Here is a 16,384-nt window from a genome sequence, read left to right as displayed (position 1 = left end):
GCCAAATGTATAATAAATAAAGAAGGAGGGATGACGTATGAACCGCTGGCGTCCGGATCGGGAGTCGCACATACCGCTTTATCTCCAGATCGAACAGCATATAAAAGAAAAAATACTTCATGGCGAATGGACCATCGGCACGAAAATTCCCTCACGAAGAAAGCTCGCCGAGGAGCTTCAGGTCAACCGAAGCACAGTGACGGCAGCAGTTGATGAGTTAATCGCCCAAGGTCTTCTGGAAGGAAAAAGAGGGGGAGGCACAAAGGTCGTCAACAATACGTGGAGCATCATGGCAGCGGCTAAGCCCCTTGATTGGAGCACGTACGTTACATCGGGGAGTCATCAGCCGAATTCATCCTTGATTCAGGCCATTAATCAAAACGAGCCGTGTCTGGATCTGATCAGGCTGGGGACGGGTGAGCTGAGTCAAGAGCTGCTGCCTGAGCAGGAGATGGCCGAACTGTTCCGTGAAGCGGGAACTAATATTTTTGCGCTCGGCTATGAAGAACCGAAGGGCAGCCCGCAGCTTCGGCAAAGCGTCGCGAAACATTTGAAAACAAAGGGGGTTCACGCGTCCCCGGCATCCATCGTAATCGTCTCAGGCGCGCTGCAGGCGCTTCAGCTTATTTCAATCGGGCTGCTAAAACCAAACTCCGTCATGCTGACTGAAAACCCGTCGTATCTCCATTCCCTGCGTGTGTTTCAATCAGCGGGCGTCAGGCTTAAGGGAGTGCCGATGGATGGGAGCGGAATCAAAACGGATCATCTTCCCGCTTACCGTCGGCAATACGAAGCAGGGCTCCTGTACACCATTCCGTCATTCCATAATCCGACCGGAACGGTAATGTCACTTAAGCGGCGGCAGGAACTCATCGCGCTCGCAAGAAATCACCGTCTGCCTGTCATTGAAGATGACGCATACGGTGATTTATGGATCGATAAAGAACCGCCGCCTCCGTTAAAATCGATGGACGGTGAGGGGAATGTACTGTATATCGGCACGCTGTCAAAAACCGTAAGCCCGGGTCTGCGCATCGGATGGGTCGTCGCCCCTGAGCCGGTTGCAGACAGGCTCGCCGATATTAAAATGCAGACGGATTACGGCTCCAGTGGTTTATCTCAATGGGCGGCATGTCAATGGCTGTCAAGCGGCCGCTATGAAGCGCGCCTTTTGCGTCTCAGAAAGGAACTCAAAATCAGGAGAGATGCGGCATTGCGTTTTCTTGAAAGATACGCGGGAGATATTGCGGAGTGGCATGTGCCGGAGGGGGGCTTTTATATTTGGGTCACCTTCCATAAAGCATTCGCCGTTCAGACGCTTTTCACCCGTGCTTTGGAGGCCGGTGTGCTGATCAATCCGGGAGCTCTCTATCTTCCCGAAGACCGGCAAAGCCTGCGTCTTTCCTATTCGTACGCATCCTTGCCGGACTTGGAAAAAGGCATTCAAACGATAGCGGACATCGCCCGCCGTTTCATTTAATAAAAGATCACGTCACAATGGCTCCGAGCGCTTCTGCGAATGTCACGGCATGAGACGGAGAGATGCGGCATCCTTTCAGCTTCTCAAGTGAGACGTGCAGGTGATCAAATGTGCACGTGCTGATATCTATATTAAAAAGAGACGTGCCGATAAAATTTGAGCCGTTCAAATCACAGGCGTCAAGATCTGTGTATTCAAGAACGGCATCATTCCACTCACTTTCTGAAAGGCCGCACGAGTCAAACCGGACATGCTTCATATTGGAATAGCTGAAGGAGCTGTAAGGTGCGAGGCAGTCTTCAAACCGTACATGACGCATGGCGGAATCCGCCAGATTCAAGCCGAGAAGTTTTGAATGCTGAAACGCCGTTCTATGGATGATGCTTCCGCTGAAATCAGCGTTTGAGACATCACATTTGTCAAACAGGACATCCGTACATTCCATATGTCTGAAAGAGACATCCGTAAAAACGGTGTTTCTGAAAATGACTTTTTCGGCGCGCAGGCCGTCCAGTTTGCCGCTTATCACGGCGTTTTCTATGACGACTTCTTTGATGAGGTCGTCCTGAAGCGCTTCTGTGAAAGAAAGCACCGGCAATTCTTTCGGGATTTTCGGTTTTTGGATCGTATTCATCTCATACTTCCTTTTCTGAATTAATAGCTGAAAACGGCAATTGACAGATATTGTTTTCTGCCTGCCATCCTTGCTGTTGTGTAATGTACAAAGGGTATTAAAAAAGCGGGAGGGCGTCAATAGTGTCGCATATAAAAGCGGACGTGACCTTCAAGGTAATGCCCTTAGAGACATGTCCCCAAAGGCTTTAGTCTGTTTCAGGCGAGTTTTTTATACATGATCACATGAGGGCCGATGCCGGGGATGTCAAAGGGGCCGCCCGTGCTTTTCCAGCCGAGCTTTTCGTAATATCCCTTTACGTGACATCTGGCGTTGCACCAGACAAGCGCCGCCCCCATATCTGCCAGTTTCCGTTCTGCATAGGCGATTAACGTGCTTCCCGCTTTTTGCGTCCGGTATTCCTCAAGCGTCGCCATGCCGCGCAGCTGGTAGGCGGGCGCTGCCTGTAAAGCCTGCTGGTTCTGCGGGTAGAAAGAAGCGATGCTGATCAATGTCCCGTCGTAAAAACCTCCGAGATGAAAGGCTCCTTTGACGCTGTCCTGATCATATTTACAATCCTCAATCGTCTGATGGGGGCGCAGCACACTGTGTCTGATCGCGTATGTGTCTTCTGCGGTGATGGGTTTTACTTCAACCATGAAAAAATCCTCCTTTGCTTGATTCTTTTTCTGTATCGTACCATGAAAAAGCCGCCTGTCATATCAGGCGGCCTCTTCCGCGTCAATGCAAATATACATCAGCCCGCTTTTCATCCTTTTGCTTAATATAAGCTGCAAGCTCTGACGTCAAATCAGAACGGAGAAACGGGGTGATTAAATAAATTCCGTTAAACAGTTCGCACGCCGTGTCGAGAAGCGATTTGGCGATGGCGAGGCCTTCGGCTTTCTGCTTTCGCTTGTCTTCGCCGGCGAGCGCCATTTTTTCGCGGATGCTGTCTGACAGCTTAATGCCCGGGATTTCATGATGAATGAACTCTGCGTTGCGGCTGCTCGTTAACGGCATGATTCCGATATACACCGGTGTTTTGAGATGCTTCGTTTCATGATGAATGTCAATGAGCTGCTGCTCCGAGTAGACAGGCTGGGACACGAAGTAGTCAGCTCCGCACTCGATTTTTTTCTCCAGCCGTTTTACTGCTTTATCAAGATGGCGGACATTCGGATTAAATGCTCCGGCTACGGAAAAGTTCGTTTTCTTGCCGAGCGGTTTCCCAGATAAAGAAATACCCTCGTTGAATTGTTTAATCAGCCTGATCAAGTCAAAGGACGTTAAATCATAGACGGAAGTAGCCCCCGGAAAGTCGCCGATTTTTGAAGGATCGCCCGTGATGGCTAAAATGTCGGTGAGCCCGAGCGTATCCAGCCCCATTAAATGTGACTGAAGGCCGATGATGTTGCGGTCTCTGCATGTAATGTGAACGAGAGAACGGATATCAAGGCGCTCTTTCAGCAATGAACCGCAGGCGGCATTGCTGATCCGCGGTGTCGCCAATGAATTGTCGGCGAGAGTCAGCGCTTCTATGCCGGTTTCTTTTAATTCAGCCGCTGCTTGCAGAAATTTTTCAAAATTCAATTTTTTCGGCGGATCGAGCTCCACGATAATTGACCGTTTTTTAGCGGCGATTTCGTTTAAACCCGGCTCGGTCCGTTCGCTGCTGACTGAGATGATTTCTTCTTCCCGTCTGATTTTCACTTCTTTATCAGTGACGGGGGAAAGTCCGCGGACCGCTTCAGCCATGGCTCTGATATGGTTGGGTGTCGTACCGCAGCAGCCGCCGATAATGCGCGCGCCCTGAGTGCGGAACTGTACGGCGCTCTCCCGGAAATAGGCATCGTCCGTATCATAAACAAGCCGGCCTTCTTCTAAAGACGGAAGGCTGCTGTTCGGATAGACCGATAAATAAGCGTCACGGAAAATCGGCACTTCGGTGAGCGCTTCAATCATGTGGTACGGGCCGAGCCGGCAATTGATTCCCGTTATGTCAGCGCCGAGATCGGCAATGGACCTGAGGGCTTCCCGAAGCGGCGTTCCGTCCTGCAGCACGCCCTGTTCGTGCATGGATACGTTCAGCATAATCGGAAGTTCCGTTTCTTTTCTCGCTATCTTCAGCACTTCGCGGGCCTCTTCTAAATCATAGTATGTTTCCAGAAGCAGGCCGTCCGGCTCTTCATGCAGCAATAAATAAAGCTGCTCCCGAAAGCTGCGTTTAATCTCCTCCAGGCTGTAGGCGTTTTTGTTAAAGGTGCGGATGCCGCCCATCGTTCCCAATACATAAGCGCCGTCTGAGGAAGCGCGCGCGATTCTGACCGCCTCCTGATTGATTTTTTTCGTTTCATCCTCAAGTCCGTATCTTGAGAGCTTAATAAAATTCGCGCCGTACGTATTTGTCTGGATGATGTCTGCCCCGGCTTCCACGTAAGCCTTATGTATCCGCTTGATTTCTTCGGGCTTTGATACGTTCAGTTCCTCAAAACATCTGTCAATGCCGTAGGAATAGAGGAGAGTGCCCATCGCGCCGTCACCGATTAAAATCCGTTCTTTTAAGTCTTGTAATAGTCCCATTGTTTGCCTCCTTCGTCACATTCAGCAAGGAAAAAAGAGAAATAAAAAAAGTCTTCTTAAGAAGAAGACTTTGTAATCATTTGTCTCTCTTCTTATCTTCCAAGCTGTTTTTAGCTTGCTGGATTTAGCACCTTGGTCATGGTTTGGGTAAACCACTACACCGGTTGCTGAAGCGTCGTCGGGCCAGTCCCTCGGCTTCTCTTGATAAGAACGTTCATGTAATTGTCATGGGTTTCCAAAACTTAACTGTGAAAATCCCTTTCTCCAAATTTACCGAAAATAGAGACAATAATCAATAGGAATCACATAATTTATCTAAAATTAATAAATTGAACGTCAATCGGCAGGTCTGCTCCGCGGACGGCTGCGATAATCTGCTGCAGATCATCTTTATTTTTTCCGGTGACGCGCACTTGGTCGTCCTGAATCTGCGACTTGACCTTCAAGCCGGAGTTTTTGATCACCGCGTTGATTTTTTTGGCGCTGTCTTTATCAATGCCCTGTACAAGCTTCGCGCGCTGGCGCACCGTGCCCCCTGAGGCATTTTCGATTTTGCCGTATTCAATGTTTTTCGTCGGCACGTCCCGTTTGATCAGCTTGCCGCTCAGCACATCTTTGAGCTGATTCAGTTTAAACTCGTCATCAGAAATCAGGACAAGTTCTTCCTTTTCTAAAGTTACATCGCTTTTCGATCCTTTAAAGTCATAGCGCGTGCCGATTTCTTTCAGCGTCATCTGAATCGCATTCTGCACTTCGGGAAATTCAACTTTCGATACAATATCAAAAGAACTTTCTTTTGCCATGAGAAAACCTCCTATAACATTTCACTTATGAGTTGATTATAGTAGAATAAAGAGAAATGTCCAACAGCATAAGGCATGAATTTATGCATATTGGAAAAAATGAGAAAAACATCAGCCTCATACGGGCGAATCAGGAAGGACGATAACATGAGACCAGGGCAGCAGCTCACGCTTAGTATAGATCACCAAACCGATTTCGGTTATTTTTTAACCGACGGCGAGGATACGGTTCTTTTACATAACAGTGAAATCACAGAGGATATCGAAGACAAAGATGAAGTGGACGTATTTATTTACGTCGATCATCAGGAAAGACTCGCGGCGACGATGAAAAAGCCGCTCATCAGCTTTTATGACTACGGATGGGTGGAAGTGACGGACGCTGTGGAAGATATGGGCGTATTCGTCGACGTCGGTCTGTCAAAAGACGCGCTCGTCGCAACGGAGCACCTGCCTCCGTACAAATCCGTCTGGCCGCAAAAAGGAGACAGACTGTATTGCATGCTGAAGGTGACAAGCCGCGGGCGCATGTTTGCCAAGCCGGCGCCTGAAGATATCATCAGTGAATTATTTACGGATGCAGGGGAAGACGTCATGAATAAAGACCTGACGGGTACGGTGTACAGACTGATCGCATCAGGCTCTTTTCTGATTACCGATGAAGGCATCCGCGCGTTTATTCACCCTTCAGAAAGAAAAGAAGAGCCGAGACTCGGCAGCCGCGTGACAGGGCGTGTCATCGAGGTGAAGGAAGACGGCTCGGTCAACATGTCTCTGCTGCCGAGAAAGCAGGATGCGCTTTCGGTTGACGCGGAAGAAATTCTGACCTATCTGAGATCAAGAAACGGCGCGATGCCATACGGAGACAAAAGCCATCCTGACGATATCCGCGAACGGTTTCATTTAAGCAAAGCCGCCTTTAAGCGGGCGCTCGGGCACCTGATGAAAAACGGCAAAGTGTATCAGGAAGACGGCTGGACATACGAAAAACAATAAATTTTCTGCAAAAACATCGGTGAACCAAAACCGATGTTTTTTATTTTCTCAAAAGCTCCTATGGCCCTCATTTGTTTATCACCCTGCCGAACATACATATTTTATTGAAATAAAATATTCTGACATCCGAACCGATATATAACTATAGAAAAAAACAAAAGGAGAGTTTCAATGAGAAAAATGGCGATATTTGCGGCTGTACTGCTGATTGCGCTCAGCACGGCGGGATGTGCCGGCAAATCTGAGGAACCGGCGGCCGACAAAACGAAAACAATCGGCATCATGCTGACAGACAACGGTCTCGGCGACCAATCATTTAATGATTCAGGCTTTCAAGGTTTGATGAAAGCGAGAGACGAGCTCGGCATCACATTTGACTATCGGGAAATAAAAGATACCGGTACATACGAAAAAGGACTGACCCAGCTTGTCCGGGAAGGCAATGATCTTGTTGTGGGGCTCGGTTACAGCATGCAGGCGGATTTAGAAAAGGTCGCCAAAAAATATCCGAAGCAGCGGTTTGTGCTGATTGATTCCGTATCAGACCTGGATAATGTCACCTCCGTCACGTTTAAAGAGGATGAAGGAAGCTACTTAGCCGGAGCGCTGGCGGCCATGACGAGCAAAACCGGCACGATCGGATTTATCGGCGGTTCAGATGCCGACGTCATTAAACGGTTTAAGAAAGGCTATCTGAAAGGGGCGAAATCAGTCAAACCGAATATCCGCGTGCTGTCGGACATCAGCGGTACGTTTGATGATGATAAGCTCGGGAAGCGCATCGCCCAAAACATGATCCGAAAAAAAGCCGATGTCCTGTTTACGGCGGCCGGCTTCACGGGTGTCGGCGCTCTGAAAGAAGCGGAGGCGCAAAAAGTATATGCCATCGGTGTTGACAGCGATCAATATTACACCGCCGAGCACGCCGTTATCTCTTCTTTAGTGAAAAACGTCGACCAAGTCATCTATGAATTGGCGAAAGATTTAAAAGACAACAAGGAGATCAAAAGCGGAGAGATCGTTTACGGACTGAAGGAAAACGGCATGGACTTAGCTAAGATCAGAGTTGTCAAAAACGCAGGCGGGCTGACGAAAAAGATCACGGATATGAAAAACAGCCTGATTGAAAAAGGAGGCGATCTGAAGTGACATTACGGACAAGGCTGCTCGTTAACGCAGCCGTTACGATGATTTGCTTCGCCGCCGTCATCGGCTTTACCATTGTAAACATGATGAAGATTCAGGCTTCAAATGAAGATGAAGTGGACGCGCTGTTAAACGTCCAGGAAGCAAAAGCTGACCTTAATACGTTAAAAGAAAGCATCACCGGCTATTCCTATACGCTCGCAGACGCCCAGAAAGAAGATGTACGAAGCTATATGAAAAGCAGCTCATACAAACTGGCGGCCCTCAAAAAAACGATGACGGACGATGCGGACAAAGCCGCTTATGACAAACTCGCCAAAAAATACGAAACATGGCAGGCGGAGGCGGACGCTGCTCTTGATTCGAAAAGCCCGGCTGAAGCGACAAGGACGGCGGCCCGCATCAACGGTCTTCTGAATGATATTTATATGCTGAATCTGAAAAGCCGGGATCACTATGAAGACATGCAGAAGCAGACGGCTGACCAGATTCAGTTTATCGTTTACAGCGCAGCCGTGCTGACCATCGTGATACTTACTGTTACCGTCATATCTTCCATCAGGCTGACGAAGAGAATCGCAGGGCCGATCCGCCGTATGGCTGAAAATGCCCGTCGTATTGCAGGAGGGAACCTTGCTGTTGAAATGCTTGATTATAAAGGGAAGGACGAACTGAAAGAGCTGAATGACTCATTCGGAATGATGGCTGAACAGCTTCGCACCTTAATTCAGGCGATCGGAGAGGTCGGCCGTGAAGTCGAGACTTTCGCGGAAGGTTTGACGAAGGAAAACCAGACGCTGAAGGACATGACCGAGCAGGTGTCCGTGTCGACGGAAGAAATGGCGCAAGGCTCCCAAACCATTTCAGAAGATCTGCAGCATGCGGTGCAATTCATTGAACAAATGGATGAACATTCAAAGGCGAACGCCGAACGTTCAAAACAAACGACGAGAAGCAGCGAAGAGACGATTGCGGCGGTGGCTGCGGGGCGCGGTGCTTTAGCCGAGACCAAGCAAGCCATTGATAAAAGCAATGAGACATCAAAAGAGATTTCCGAAGCCGCCGGTCTCTTCATAGAGCATGCGGCAGGAATCAGTATGATGGCGCAGACCGTTTCTGACATTGCGGGCCAGACCAATCTGCTGTCATTAAACGCCGCAATCGAGGCGGCCAGAGCAGGCGAGGCCGGAAAAGGATTTGCCGTCGTTGCCGAGGAGATACGGAAGCTCGCAGACGGATCAGCCAAAGCGACCGCGCAGATTTTCGATATGGTAAAGCAAATTGAAGACGGCATCACATCTATTACCGGAGCTGTCACGACCGGCGTCGCTTTAGCGGACAGACAGCAGGAACTGATGGAGAAAACGTCAGAATCATTCGCCCATATTGAACAAAAAGCCGCCCATATTAAAGCGGAGCTTACACAATTGGACGGACGGATCATCGAATCGAAACAGCTTGGTGAGCAAGTGCTGCATCATGCCGAAAGCATCAGCGCCGTCGTTCAGGAAACGGCTGCGGGAAGCGAAGAGATTTCTGCCTCCGCGCTTGAGCAGCTGTCTTCTTTTCATAAAATGGCGGAAAGCGTCAATAATCTGGTGAGCCTGACAGAGCGGTTAAACGATCAGGTCCGCCGGTTTACTTTGTAACGGGTTTTTGCCCCGCCCCTGATTTTTGCAGCCTGACATGAGTAACTTCTGAATGAAACACAAATACTGAATATACATGTGTTTATATTTATTCTTTTTCGTGAAAGGTGAAAAAAGAAGGGAGGAATCGGGATGGATGAACAAATTCCGCAGGAAAAGGGTCTTGATAATAGTCTGGCTTTATTACGCGATGGTTATGTATTTGTGAAAAACCGAGCGGAGAATTATCGCTCAGATGTGTTTCGCGCCCGTTTATTAGGGAAGACATTCATTTGTATGAGCGGAGCGGAAGCCGCAAAGCTTTTTTATGACACAGAACGATTTCAGCGGCAGCAGGCCCTCCCCAAACGGGTGCAGAAAACGTTATTCGGAACAGGGGCAATCCAGGCAATGGACGGTGAACGGCATAAGCACAGGAAGCTTCTATTTATGTCACTGATGACGCCGCCCCGGCAAAAACGGCTTGCGGAAGCGGTGGAAAAACAGTGGAAAGCATCTGCGGAAATGTGGAAGGGTTCAAACCGAATTGTCCTTTTTGATGAAGCGAAGAAAGTGCTGTGCCGGGCTGCCTGTGAGTGGGCCGGCGTCCCGCTGAAAGACTCAGAAGTGAAAGAGCGGGCGGAGGATTTCACCGATATGGTAGACGCATTCGGCGCTGTCGGACCGCGTCATTGGAAAGGCAGAAGGGCGAGGCTGAAAACGGAGAAATGGATAGAGGAGGTCATTGAGGATGTGCGGTCCGGCAAGCTGCAAACGCCGGAGGGCTCAGCCTTGTATGAAATGGCTTTTCATACAGAACTTGACGGGAACAGACTTAATTCTCATATGGCTGCTGTTGAGCTTATTAATGTTCTGCGCCCGATTGCCGCCATTTCTTACTTTATTACGTTTTCAGCTCTTGCATTGCATGATTACCCTGAATATCGGGGCAAACTGAGATCGAGAGATGATCAGGAGGCCGAAAGATTTGCACATGAAGTTCGGCGGTATTACCCGTTTGCCCCGTTTTTAGGAGCCGTTGTGAAAAAAGATTTCGTATGGAAGAACTGTGAGTTTAAAAAGGGTGCCTCCGTCATGCTTGACCTATATGGGACAAACCATGATTCCCGGCTTTGGGAGAATCCGAATGAATTTCGCCCGGAACGTTTTCAGGGGCGGGAGGAAAATAAATTTGATTTCATTCCCCAGGGCGGAGGTGATCCGGCTAACGGCCACCGCTGTCCGGGTGAGGGAATGACCGTGGAAGTCATGAAAACTTCCCTTGCGTTTCTTGCCAATGAAATAGAGTACGATGTTCCGTCCCAAGATTTGAGCTTCAGCCTGTCCAGAATGCCGGCATTGCCTGAAAGCGGATTCGTGATAAGTGATGTTAGACGCATATAGAACAAAAAACAGCCCTCTTTCTTCTAAGACAAGAGGGCTGTTTTGCTTTTACAGATGGTCCGGTTTTTTGGAATTCTGGTTTTTTCCCGCCTGCCGGTTTTTTTCGGCAAGCCGATTCTTTTTCTGATTTACGGCGTTATTGTCCAACGGTTTTTTGTCATCATCTTTCATGCGGCAAAGCCTCCCTTCTGTCCGTTAGGATGCCCGCCCGCATTGAAATTATGGCTTCAGGAAAAAAATCGCGAGCGTACCCGGCCCGGAGTGCGCGCCGATCGCAGAGCCGATTGAATGAAGAATGATCTCTTTCGGATGGAACGCTTCTTCAATCATTTCCTTCATCCGAAGCGCCGTCTCCTCGTTATCTGCGTAGCTGATCCCCACGGTTTGATCCGCCCAATCGCCGCCTTCTTCCTTCATCATTTCTATAATCCGTTTAAACAGTTTCTTTTGTCCGCGCAATTTTTCGAGCGGCACGAGTCTGCCGTCATCCACATGCAGAATCGGTTTGATGTTCAAAAGCCCCCCGACAAAAGCGGACGTTTTTGAAATTCTGCCGCCCCGCGCGAGATAAGCGACATCATCGACCGTAAATATATGTTTCATCCGTGCGCAAAAGCTCTTTACAGACGTTTCGATTTCTTGTATTGTATTCCCGTTAACACAGAGTGTTTGCGCGTGCATCACCGCGAGGCCGCAGCCCAAAGAAGCGCATTTGGAATCTACAATCCGTAAATCAAAATCGGGAAATTCCTCTTTTACTTCATTGGCGATCATTACGGCCGTCTGATAGGTGCCGGAAAGACCTGAGGAAAAGGCGATGTATATCGCCGGTTCTCCCAGTTCCGCGTATTGTAAAAATACTTTTTTTATCGTATCCGGTGATGCCTGGGATGTTTTCGGAACTTTCCCGTCCCGCATCGCTTGAAATATATGATCCGCCTGAATGGTGACCGTGTCCTCATATTCGTTTCCGTCAAGTGTTACGTGCAGCGGAATGAACCCGATCCGGTTTTCTTCAATATAAGATTTCGGCAGGTCAGAGGCGCTGTCAGCAATAAGGTGAACTGTCATCATAATTCCCTTCTTTCCGATTGGTGAGAGTGATGCCAACTATATCATATAAATGTGGCAAAATAGTGTTCAAAACTTTGTTTTAAGGGAAAAGCTAATAATGAAAATGAGCGGAGGAGCAAGCCATGGTACTAGAACAAGCAAAAAAATTAGCAATCGTCGTCATCGGCGCGTTTCTGTATGCGGCGGGACTGAATTTATTCCTGATACCGGCGAATGTATATGCCAGCGGTTTTACCGGTGTCGCCCAGCTGCTGTCAAGCGTCGTTGATCAATACGCCCCCTTTTATATTTCGACAGGAGTTCTCATGTTCCTCTTAAACATTCCCATCGGTGTGTTAGGGTGGCTGAAAGTCGGCAGATCATTCACCGTATACAGCATATTAAGCGTAGCGATGACGTCCGTCTTTATGGGAATTCTCCCGGAAATGAGACTGTCGCACGATATTCTTCTGAATACCGTATTCGGAGGAGTCATCTCAGCTATCGGCATCGGTTTAACGCTGAAATTCGGCGCTTCGACAGGCGGTCTTGATATCGTGTCGATGGTGCTGGCCAAATGGAAGGATAAGCCGGTCGGCACATATTTCTTCATTTTGAACGGGATTATCATTTTGACGGCAGGATTATTGCAAGGATGGGAGAAAGCATTATATACCCTTGTCGCTCTGTATGTCACAACAAGGGTGATTGACGCCATTCACACCCGCCACATGAAACTGACCGCCATGATCGTTACGAAAAAAGCCGATGAAATCAAAGAAGCGATTTACGGGAAAATGGTCCGCGGCATTACGACGGTGCCGGCAAAAGGCGCTTACACAAACGAACAGAAAGAAATGATGATCATCGTCATCACGCGGTACGAATTGTATGACCTTGAGAAAATCGTGAAAGAAGTCGACCCGAAAGCCTTCACAAACATCGTGCAAACGACGGGGATCTTTGGTTTCTTCAGAAAAGACTGATAGGAGCGGATAGAATGAAGTGGCTGTTTGGCCTGTTATTACCGGTCATTTTATTGATCGGGTGCAGCAGTCAATCCGGGCAGAAGGAGCCCGCTGAGGAGGTATCCGGAGAGATGAATGAACAGCAAGCGGAATTAGCCGTAAACCCTGTGCAGACGGATCAGCAGATCGAATTTCAAATGTCTTTAAAAAACAAGAGCGGCAGCCCGATCGATTTCACATTCAGCTCAGGGCAGAAATTCGAATTGACCGTACATGACCAACATCACAAAGAACTGTACCGCTATTCAAAAGACAAAATGTTTACTCAGGCGTTTCAGACCGTGACCTTAATGCCGAATGAAACGTATGACTTTTCAGATGTGTGGAAAAACGTGCCCGGTCCGGGAACATACACGGTGACGGTGACGTTTTTAGGGAAGTCCGATCAGATCGGAAAAAGACTGAAAACGGTAAAAACATTTGAAGTAAAATAAAAAAGCGGCGCCCTCGTCTAAACGGGGCGCCTTTTTTTATTGCAATTTCTCCAGCTGATCCTGAAATTGGTGCAGCTGCTGACGTTCTGCATCCGTCGAATTGGCGTACGCGGAAGATACGGCATTTTTGGCGCGTGAGACAGCTTTTTCCTGATCGCCGTCTTCGAAACCGTTAGCAATCATGACGGCCTGCTGGACAAATGACTTGGCTTGAGAAAACAGTTCGTTTCTCATTAAAAGTCAACCTGCCTTTCAGCCGAATCTTTTGCTGCATCATGCTGTGCTTCCTCTAATGTAGACCGATATGGAAATCTTGCGTCATGAAGACTGACAGAGTCCTTGCCTTGCTGAATAAACCGTTTTGATTTGTTTCGTTTACCCATTGCAATGTCCCCCTTCCATATTTAGACGAGATGAGTCGTCTGTTTTAGTATGGGCGGAAGGCTTTGTGTTATGAGCGGCAAAACCTCACAGGGAGAAATAGGATTTTAAAAATTCGGCGATTCCGTCCGCTTCATTTGATCCCGTGACGCGGTCGGCGGCCTGTTTGACTTCATCCGTGCCGTTTCCCATCGCTACGCCGCACCCGGCAAATCGGAGCATTTCAAGATCGTTGTCTTCGTCGCCGAACGCGATGATTCGTTCTCTCGGCACTTGATAATAGTCGCTGATTTTCTTCAGGCCGACCGCTTTATTCATCCCGTGTTTAATAATTTCAATCACATGCCAAGGAGCCGCCCATCTTCTGTGGTCAATGACCTCGGCGTGCACATCGGATAAATGCGCGCGTATGTCCGCGACGTCCTCTTCCTTCGCGTGAATCAATACGGACGTCACATCCTCTTGGACCGTTTCGCGCAGATCGCCGAATGTGACATTCGCCGTATTCATATGAAACGCCTCAATTAAATGCTCATCATGATAATGGAAGTACACATCATCAATGATCTCAGCGAGCACATTATGTATTTGATAGGTCTCTGTAAGTTCGGCAAGCTGTCTGACCACATCGACAGATAAAGACGTGTGGTAGCGTCCCCATGACTCGTCTTTCGGGTGGTGGACAAACGCCCCGTTAAAATTGACAATCGGCGTTGTCAGCCCGAGCTCGTCATAATACATCGAACTGGAACGGAACGGGCGGCCGGTTGAGATGCAGACATGATGACCTGCTTCTTTCAGCGTCTGAATCGTCCGTGCCGTTTCAGGGGAAATGGTTTTATCATCTTTTAATAAAGTTCCATCCAGATCTAAGGCGATGAGGTAAGGTTTTGTCTCCATAAATAACTCCTTTTGTCATATAATTTGCTGTTTTTCTCTTATGTACAGTGTAGCTTTTTACCATCTTTATTGTCTACATGTTACACTTATGATTATGGTTATCCTAAGGAGGGAGTCAACGTGATTCTTATTGATCATCAAACCGTATCAGGCATTCCGTTTTTACATATTGTAAAAGAAGAAAATCGGGACCGTCCCGCTCCCCTTGTTTTCTTTATTCACGGTTTTACAAGCGCGAAGGAGCATAATCTTCATTTCGCTTACCTGCTTGCTGAAAAGGGTTTCAGAGCCGTGCTGCCGGAAGCTCTTTACCACGGTGAACGCGCTGAACAGCTGTCAGCAGAAGAGCTCGCCGTCCATTTTTGGGACATTGTATTAAATGAAATCGAGGAGCTTGACGTGCTGAAAAAGGATTTTGAAGCGCGCGGTCTGATTGAAGACGGGCGGATCGGTCTTGCGGGCACGTCAATGGGCGGAATTACGACATTCGGCGCGATGGCCGCATATGATTGGGTCAAAGCCGGTGTCAGCCTGATGGGAAGCCCGAACTATACGGCGTTTTTTCAGCAGCAGATTGACCACATTCAAAAGCAGGACATCGACATTGACGTCACAAAAGAACAGGTCGATGAACTGTTTGCGCGGCTCAAACCGTTTGATCTCAGTCTGGAACCGGAAAAACTCCGCAGCCGCCCGCTGCTGTTCTGGCACGGCGTTCAAGACAAAGTCGTTCCGTATGCACCGACCCGCGGCTTTTATGAAACGATTAAACCTCATTACAGCAGCCGGCCTAACCATCTTCAGTTTCTGAAAGACGAACGGGCTGACCATAAAGTCCCGAGATACGCCGTTTTAGAAACCGTCGCCTGGTTCGATAAGCATTTATAAAGCACAAAGGTGTTAACAAAACCCGCTTTTACGTTATACTGAGGAAAAAGGAGTGATGGAACGTGGAAGAAGCATTAAAAGAAAACATCATGGGCGCCTTGGAGCAGGTTGTTGACCCTGAGCTCGGCGTCGATATCGTCAATCTCGGCCTTGTATACGACGTTGATATGGATGACGACGGCCTGACGCACGTTACGATGACACTGACATCAATGGGGTGCCCGCTTGCTCCGATCATCGTCGACGAGGTGAAAAAAGCGCTCACTGACATTCCGGATGTAAAAGAGACGGAGGTCCACATCGTCTGGAATCCGCCGTGGACAAGAGACAAAATGTCACGCTACGCAAAAATCGCATTAGGGATTCAGTAATAAGAAAATGCACCTCGGATTTTAGGTACATCCTAAAGTTTGGAGGTGCTTTTCTTTTGTCTGCATTTAGAAGGAAAAATCAACGCGGATAAGCGACAGGTAGGGTTTGTTTTGGATCGCAAACAAACCCTTATATATAAAATTTCATTTGAGGTTTATCTTTTTTGTAATAGGACAGTCTGTCTTGGAGTGTACCTGTGTGGAATTCAAATTTATGTCCATCGGGATCAGTAAAATAAATTGACTTTTGATCTTGCTTATCCCTAGGACGCCCATTTAATATATTTACATTTAGATTTTTTAACCTTTGATGTATTGCATCAAAATCTTTTGGGTCAATTGTAAAGGCCATATGCGTATAAGATTTATGTATTTCATTTCTTGGTATATCCACCTCTAAGTTAAGTGCAAGCCAAAGCCCGTTCAGATCAAAATATGCTGTTTTTTGCCCTTTAACCAGGAGTTGTGCATGAAATACTTTTTCATAAAATTCAATAGATTTTTCCAAATGTGAAACAGAAAAAAGAAGATGATTGATTCCTTTTATGTTTATTTTCCCCACCTCATTTAACATCTTTGTTTTAAACAATCCCTTTGGTAATACATCTGCGTATATATCGATTATATACTGACCAAAAAATCATTTTAAGGATTTCTGTGTATTTTTATGCCCGGT

At 47.8% G+C, this 16,384-nt stretch carries 19 protein-coding genes and 1 riboswitch; of the genes, 9 read left to right on the top strand and 10 right to left on the bottom strand.

Going from position 1 to position 16,384, the window contains the following annotated elements; translation table 11 throughout:
- Positions 1-37 precede the first annotated feature (37 nt).
- On the top strand, positions 38-1,480 hold the full coding sequence (gene pdxR, locus ACWHAR_RS08885; protein ID WP_032874414.1) for a MocR-like pyridoxine biosynthesis transcription factor PdxR: 1,443 nt from the start codon (positions 38-40) through the stop codon (positions 1,478-1,480).
- Positions 1,481-1,487: 7 nt separating this feature from the next.
- Here pdxR and ACWHAR_RS08880 read toward each other — a convergent pair whose 3' ends face one another.
- From ACWHAR_RS08880 to ACWHAR_RS08865, 4 genes are all read right to left on the bottom strand, one after another.
- Positions 1,488-2,114, bottom strand: a complete 627-nt coding sequence (locus ACWHAR_RS08880) for a pentapeptide repeat-containing protein (RefSeq protein WP_032874416.1) — start codon at positions 2,112-2,114, stop codon at positions 1,488-1,490.
- 197 nt (positions 2,115-2,311) lie between these two features.
- The gene (locus tag ACWHAR_RS08875; protein ID WP_032874418.1) at positions 2,312-2,752 is read right to left on the bottom strand and encodes a GNAT family N-acetyltransferase; all 441 of its coding nucleotides are present in this window, start codon (positions 2,750-2,752) and stop codon (positions 2,312-2,314) included.
- A gap of 82 nt (positions 2,753-2,834) precedes the next feature.
- Positions 2,835-4,676 (bottom strand): bifunctional homocysteine S-methyltransferase/methylenetetrahydrofolate reductase, encoded by a 1,842-nt coding sequence (locus ACWHAR_RS08870; protein ID WP_032874420.1) that lies wholly within the window; start codon positions 4,674-4,676, stop codon positions 2,835-2,837.
- 89 nt (positions 4,677-4,765) lie between these two features.
- Positions 4,766-4,887: riboswitch (SAM riboswitch) on the bottom strand.
- A gap of 100 nt (positions 4,888-4,987) precedes the next feature.
- Positions 4,988-5,479 carry a YajQ family cyclic di-GMP-binding protein gene (locus ACWHAR_RS08865; RefSeq protein ID WP_003155112.1) on the bottom strand — a complete coding sequence of 164 codons (492 nt, stop codon included), beginning with the start codon at positions 5,477-5,479 and terminating at the stop codon, positions 4,988-4,990.
- Between the two features lie 99 nt (positions 5,480-5,578).
- On the opposite strand from ACWHAR_RS08865, the gene ACWHAR_RS08860 reads away from it, so the two are divergent.
- From ACWHAR_RS08860 to ACWHAR_RS08845, 4 genes are all read left to right on the top strand, one after another.
- Positions 5,579-6,475, top strand: a complete 897-nt coding sequence (locus ACWHAR_RS08860; protein ID WP_171006743.1) for a CvfB family protein — start codon at positions 5,579-5,581, stop codon at positions 6,473-6,475.
- Positions 6,476-6,646: 171 nt separating this feature from the next.
- Entirely contained in the window at positions 6,647-7,624 is a 978-nt protein-coding gene (locus ACWHAR_RS08855; protein ID WP_032874424.1) for a BMP family lipoprotein, read from the top strand.
- Positions 7,621-9,270 (top strand): methyl-accepting chemotaxis protein, encoded by a 1,650-nt coding sequence (locus ACWHAR_RS08850; protein ID WP_032874426.1) that lies wholly within the window; start codon positions 7,621-7,623, stop codon positions 9,268-9,270. The genes ACWHAR_RS08855 and ACWHAR_RS08850 overlap by 4 nt, the downstream gene beginning before the upstream one ends.
- A gap of 132 nt (positions 9,271-9,402) precedes the next feature.
- Positions 9,403-10,653 (top strand): cytochrome P450, encoded by a 1,251-nt coding sequence (locus tag ACWHAR_RS08845; protein WP_032874428.1) that lies wholly within the window; start codon positions 9,403-9,405, stop codon positions 10,651-10,653.
- Positions 10,654-10,701: 48 nt separating this feature from the next.
- On the opposite strand, the gene ACWHAR_RS08840 is transcribed toward ACWHAR_RS08845, so the two are convergent.
- Positions 10,702-10,824 (bottom strand): hypothetical protein, encoded by a 123-nt coding sequence (locus tag ACWHAR_RS08840; RefSeq protein ID WP_003155105.1) that lies wholly within the window; start codon positions 10,822-10,824, stop codon positions 10,702-10,704.
- Between the two features lie 48 nt (positions 10,825-10,872).
- Positions 10,873-11,724: a DegV family protein gene (locus tag ACWHAR_RS08835; RefSeq protein WP_029325952.1), complete on the bottom strand. Its 852-nt coding sequence runs from the start codon at positions 11,722-11,724 to the stop codon at positions 10,873-10,875.
- A gap of 125 nt (positions 11,725-11,849) precedes the next feature.
- Here ACWHAR_RS08835 and ACWHAR_RS08830 point away from each other — a divergent pair, with 125 nt between their 5' ends.
- Positions 11,850-12,692, top strand: a complete 843-nt coding sequence (locus ACWHAR_RS08830) for a YitT family protein (RefSeq protein WP_007610547.1) — start codon at positions 11,850-11,852, stop codon at positions 12,690-12,692.
- 14 nt (positions 12,693-12,706) lie between these two features.
- The gene (locus ACWHAR_RS08825) at positions 12,707-13,168 is read left to right on the top strand and encodes a BsuPI-related putative proteinase inhibitor (protein ID WP_007409142.1); all 462 of its coding nucleotides are present in this window, start codon (positions 12,707-12,709) and stop codon (positions 13,166-13,168) included.
- A gap of 36 nt (positions 13,169-13,204) precedes the next feature.
- On the opposite strand, the gene ACWHAR_RS08820 is transcribed toward ACWHAR_RS08825, so the two are convergent.
- The 3 genes from ACWHAR_RS08820 to ACWHAR_RS08810 form a co-directional block, all read right to left on the bottom strand.
- Positions 13,205-13,402 carry a DUF3813 domain-containing protein gene (locus tag ACWHAR_RS08820; RefSeq protein WP_003155097.1) on the bottom strand — a complete coding sequence of 66 codons (198 nt, stop codon included), beginning with the start codon at positions 13,400-13,402 and terminating at the stop codon, positions 13,205-13,207.
- A complete protein-coding gene (locus ACWHAR_RS08815) occupies positions 13,402-13,551 on the bottom strand; it encodes a hypothetical protein (protein WP_003155094.1) in 150 nt (49 codons plus the stop codon). The genes ACWHAR_RS08820 and ACWHAR_RS08815 overlap by 1 nt, the downstream gene beginning before the upstream one ends.
- An 85-nt stretch (positions 13,552-13,636) precedes the next feature.
- Positions 13,637-14,449 (bottom strand): Cof-type HAD-IIB family hydrolase, encoded by an 813-nt coding sequence (locus ACWHAR_RS08810; protein ID WP_007610550.1) that lies wholly within the window; start codon positions 14,447-14,449, stop codon positions 13,637-13,639.
- Positions 14,450-14,569: 120 nt separating this feature from the next.
- On the opposite strand from ACWHAR_RS08810, the gene ACWHAR_RS08805 reads away from it, so the two are divergent.
- Both ACWHAR_RS08805 and ACWHAR_RS08800 read left to right on the top strand, forming a co-directional pair.
- Positions 14,570-15,337, top strand: coding sequence for a prolyl oligopeptidase family serine peptidase (locus ACWHAR_RS08805; RefSeq protein ID WP_032874430.1), 768 nt, complete (start codon positions 14,570-14,572; stop codon positions 15,335-15,337).
- A gap of 62 nt (positions 15,338-15,399) precedes the next feature.
- Positions 15,400-15,708 (top strand): metal-sulfur cluster assembly factor, encoded by a 309-nt coding sequence (locus ACWHAR_RS08800; protein ID WP_032874432.1) that lies wholly within the window; start codon positions 15,400-15,402, stop codon positions 15,706-15,708.
- Between the two features lie 130 nt (positions 15,709-15,838).
- On the opposite strand, the gene fosB is transcribed toward ACWHAR_RS08800, so the two are convergent.
- Positions 15,839-16,282, bottom strand: coding sequence for a metallothiol transferase FosB (fosB, locus tag ACWHAR_RS08795; protein ID WP_032874434.1), 444 nt, complete (start codon positions 16,280-16,282; stop codon positions 15,839-15,841).
- Positions 16,283-16,384: the final 102 nt, after the last annotated feature.

It is taken from the genome of Bacillus sp. LR--39, assembly GCF_053613335.1.
The sequence above is the reverse complement of the archived record's forward strand: the minus strand, read 5'-3'. Positions and strand labels throughout refer to the sequence as shown.

Coding starts and splice junctions, on each gene's coding strand:
- pdxR (WP_032874414.1), top strand. CDS start 38: ATGAACCGCTGGCGTCCGGATCGGGAGTCGCACATACCGCTTTATCTC.
- ACWHAR_RS08880 (WP_032874416.1), bottom strand. CDS start 2,114: ATGAATACGATCCAAAAACCGAAAATCCCGAAAGAATTGCCGGTGCTT.
- ACWHAR_RS08875 (WP_032874418.1), bottom strand. CDS start 2,752: ATGGTTGAAGTAAAACCCATCACCGCAGAAGACACATACGCGATCAGA.
- ACWHAR_RS08870 (WP_032874420.1), bottom strand. CDS start 4,676: ATGGGACTATTACAAGACTTAAAAGAACGGATTTTAATCGGTGACGGC.
- ACWHAR_RS08865 (WP_003155112.1), bottom strand. CDS start 5,479: ATGGCAAAAGAAAGTTCTTTTGATATTGTATCGAAAGTTGAATTTCCC.
- ACWHAR_RS08860 (WP_171006743.1), top strand. CDS start 5,579: ATGAGAAAAACATCAGCCTCATACGGGCGAATCAGGAAGGACGATAAC.
- ACWHAR_RS08855 (WP_032874424.1), top strand. CDS start 6,647: ATGAGAAAAATGGCGATATTTGCGGCTGTACTGCTGATTGCGCTCAGC.
- ACWHAR_RS08845 (WP_032874428.1), top strand. CDS start 9,403: ATGGATGAACAAATTCCGCAGGAAAAGGGTCTTGATAATAGTCTGGCT.
- ACWHAR_RS08840 (WP_003155105.1), bottom strand. CDS start 10,824: ATGAAAGATGATGACAAAAAACCGTTGGACAATAACGCCGTAAATCAG.
- ACWHAR_RS08835 (WP_029325952.1), bottom strand. CDS start 11,724: ATGACAGTTCACCTTATTGCTGACAGCGCCTCTGACCTGCCGAAATCT.
- ACWHAR_RS08830 (WP_007610547.1), top strand. CDS start 11,850: ATGGTACTAGAACAAGCAAAAAAATTAGCAATCGTCGTCATCGGCGCG.
- ACWHAR_RS08825 (WP_007409142.1), top strand. CDS start 12,707: ATGAAGTGGCTGTTTGGCCTGTTATTACCGGTCATTTTATTGATCGGG.
- ACWHAR_RS08820 (WP_003155097.1), bottom strand. CDS start 13,402: ATGAGAAACGAACTGTTTTCTCAAGCCAAGTCATTTGTCCAGCAGGCC.
- ACWHAR_RS08815 (WP_003155094.1), bottom strand. CDS start 13,551: ATGGGTAAACGAAACAAATCAAAACGGTTTATTCAGCAAGGCAAGGAC.
- ACWHAR_RS08810 (WP_007610550.1), bottom strand. CDS start 14,449: ATGGAGACAAAACCTTACCTCATCGCCTTAGATCTGGATGGAACTTTA.
- fosB (WP_032874434.1), bottom strand. CDS start 16,282: ATGTTAAATGAGGTGGGGAAAATAAACATAAAAGGAATCAATCATCTT.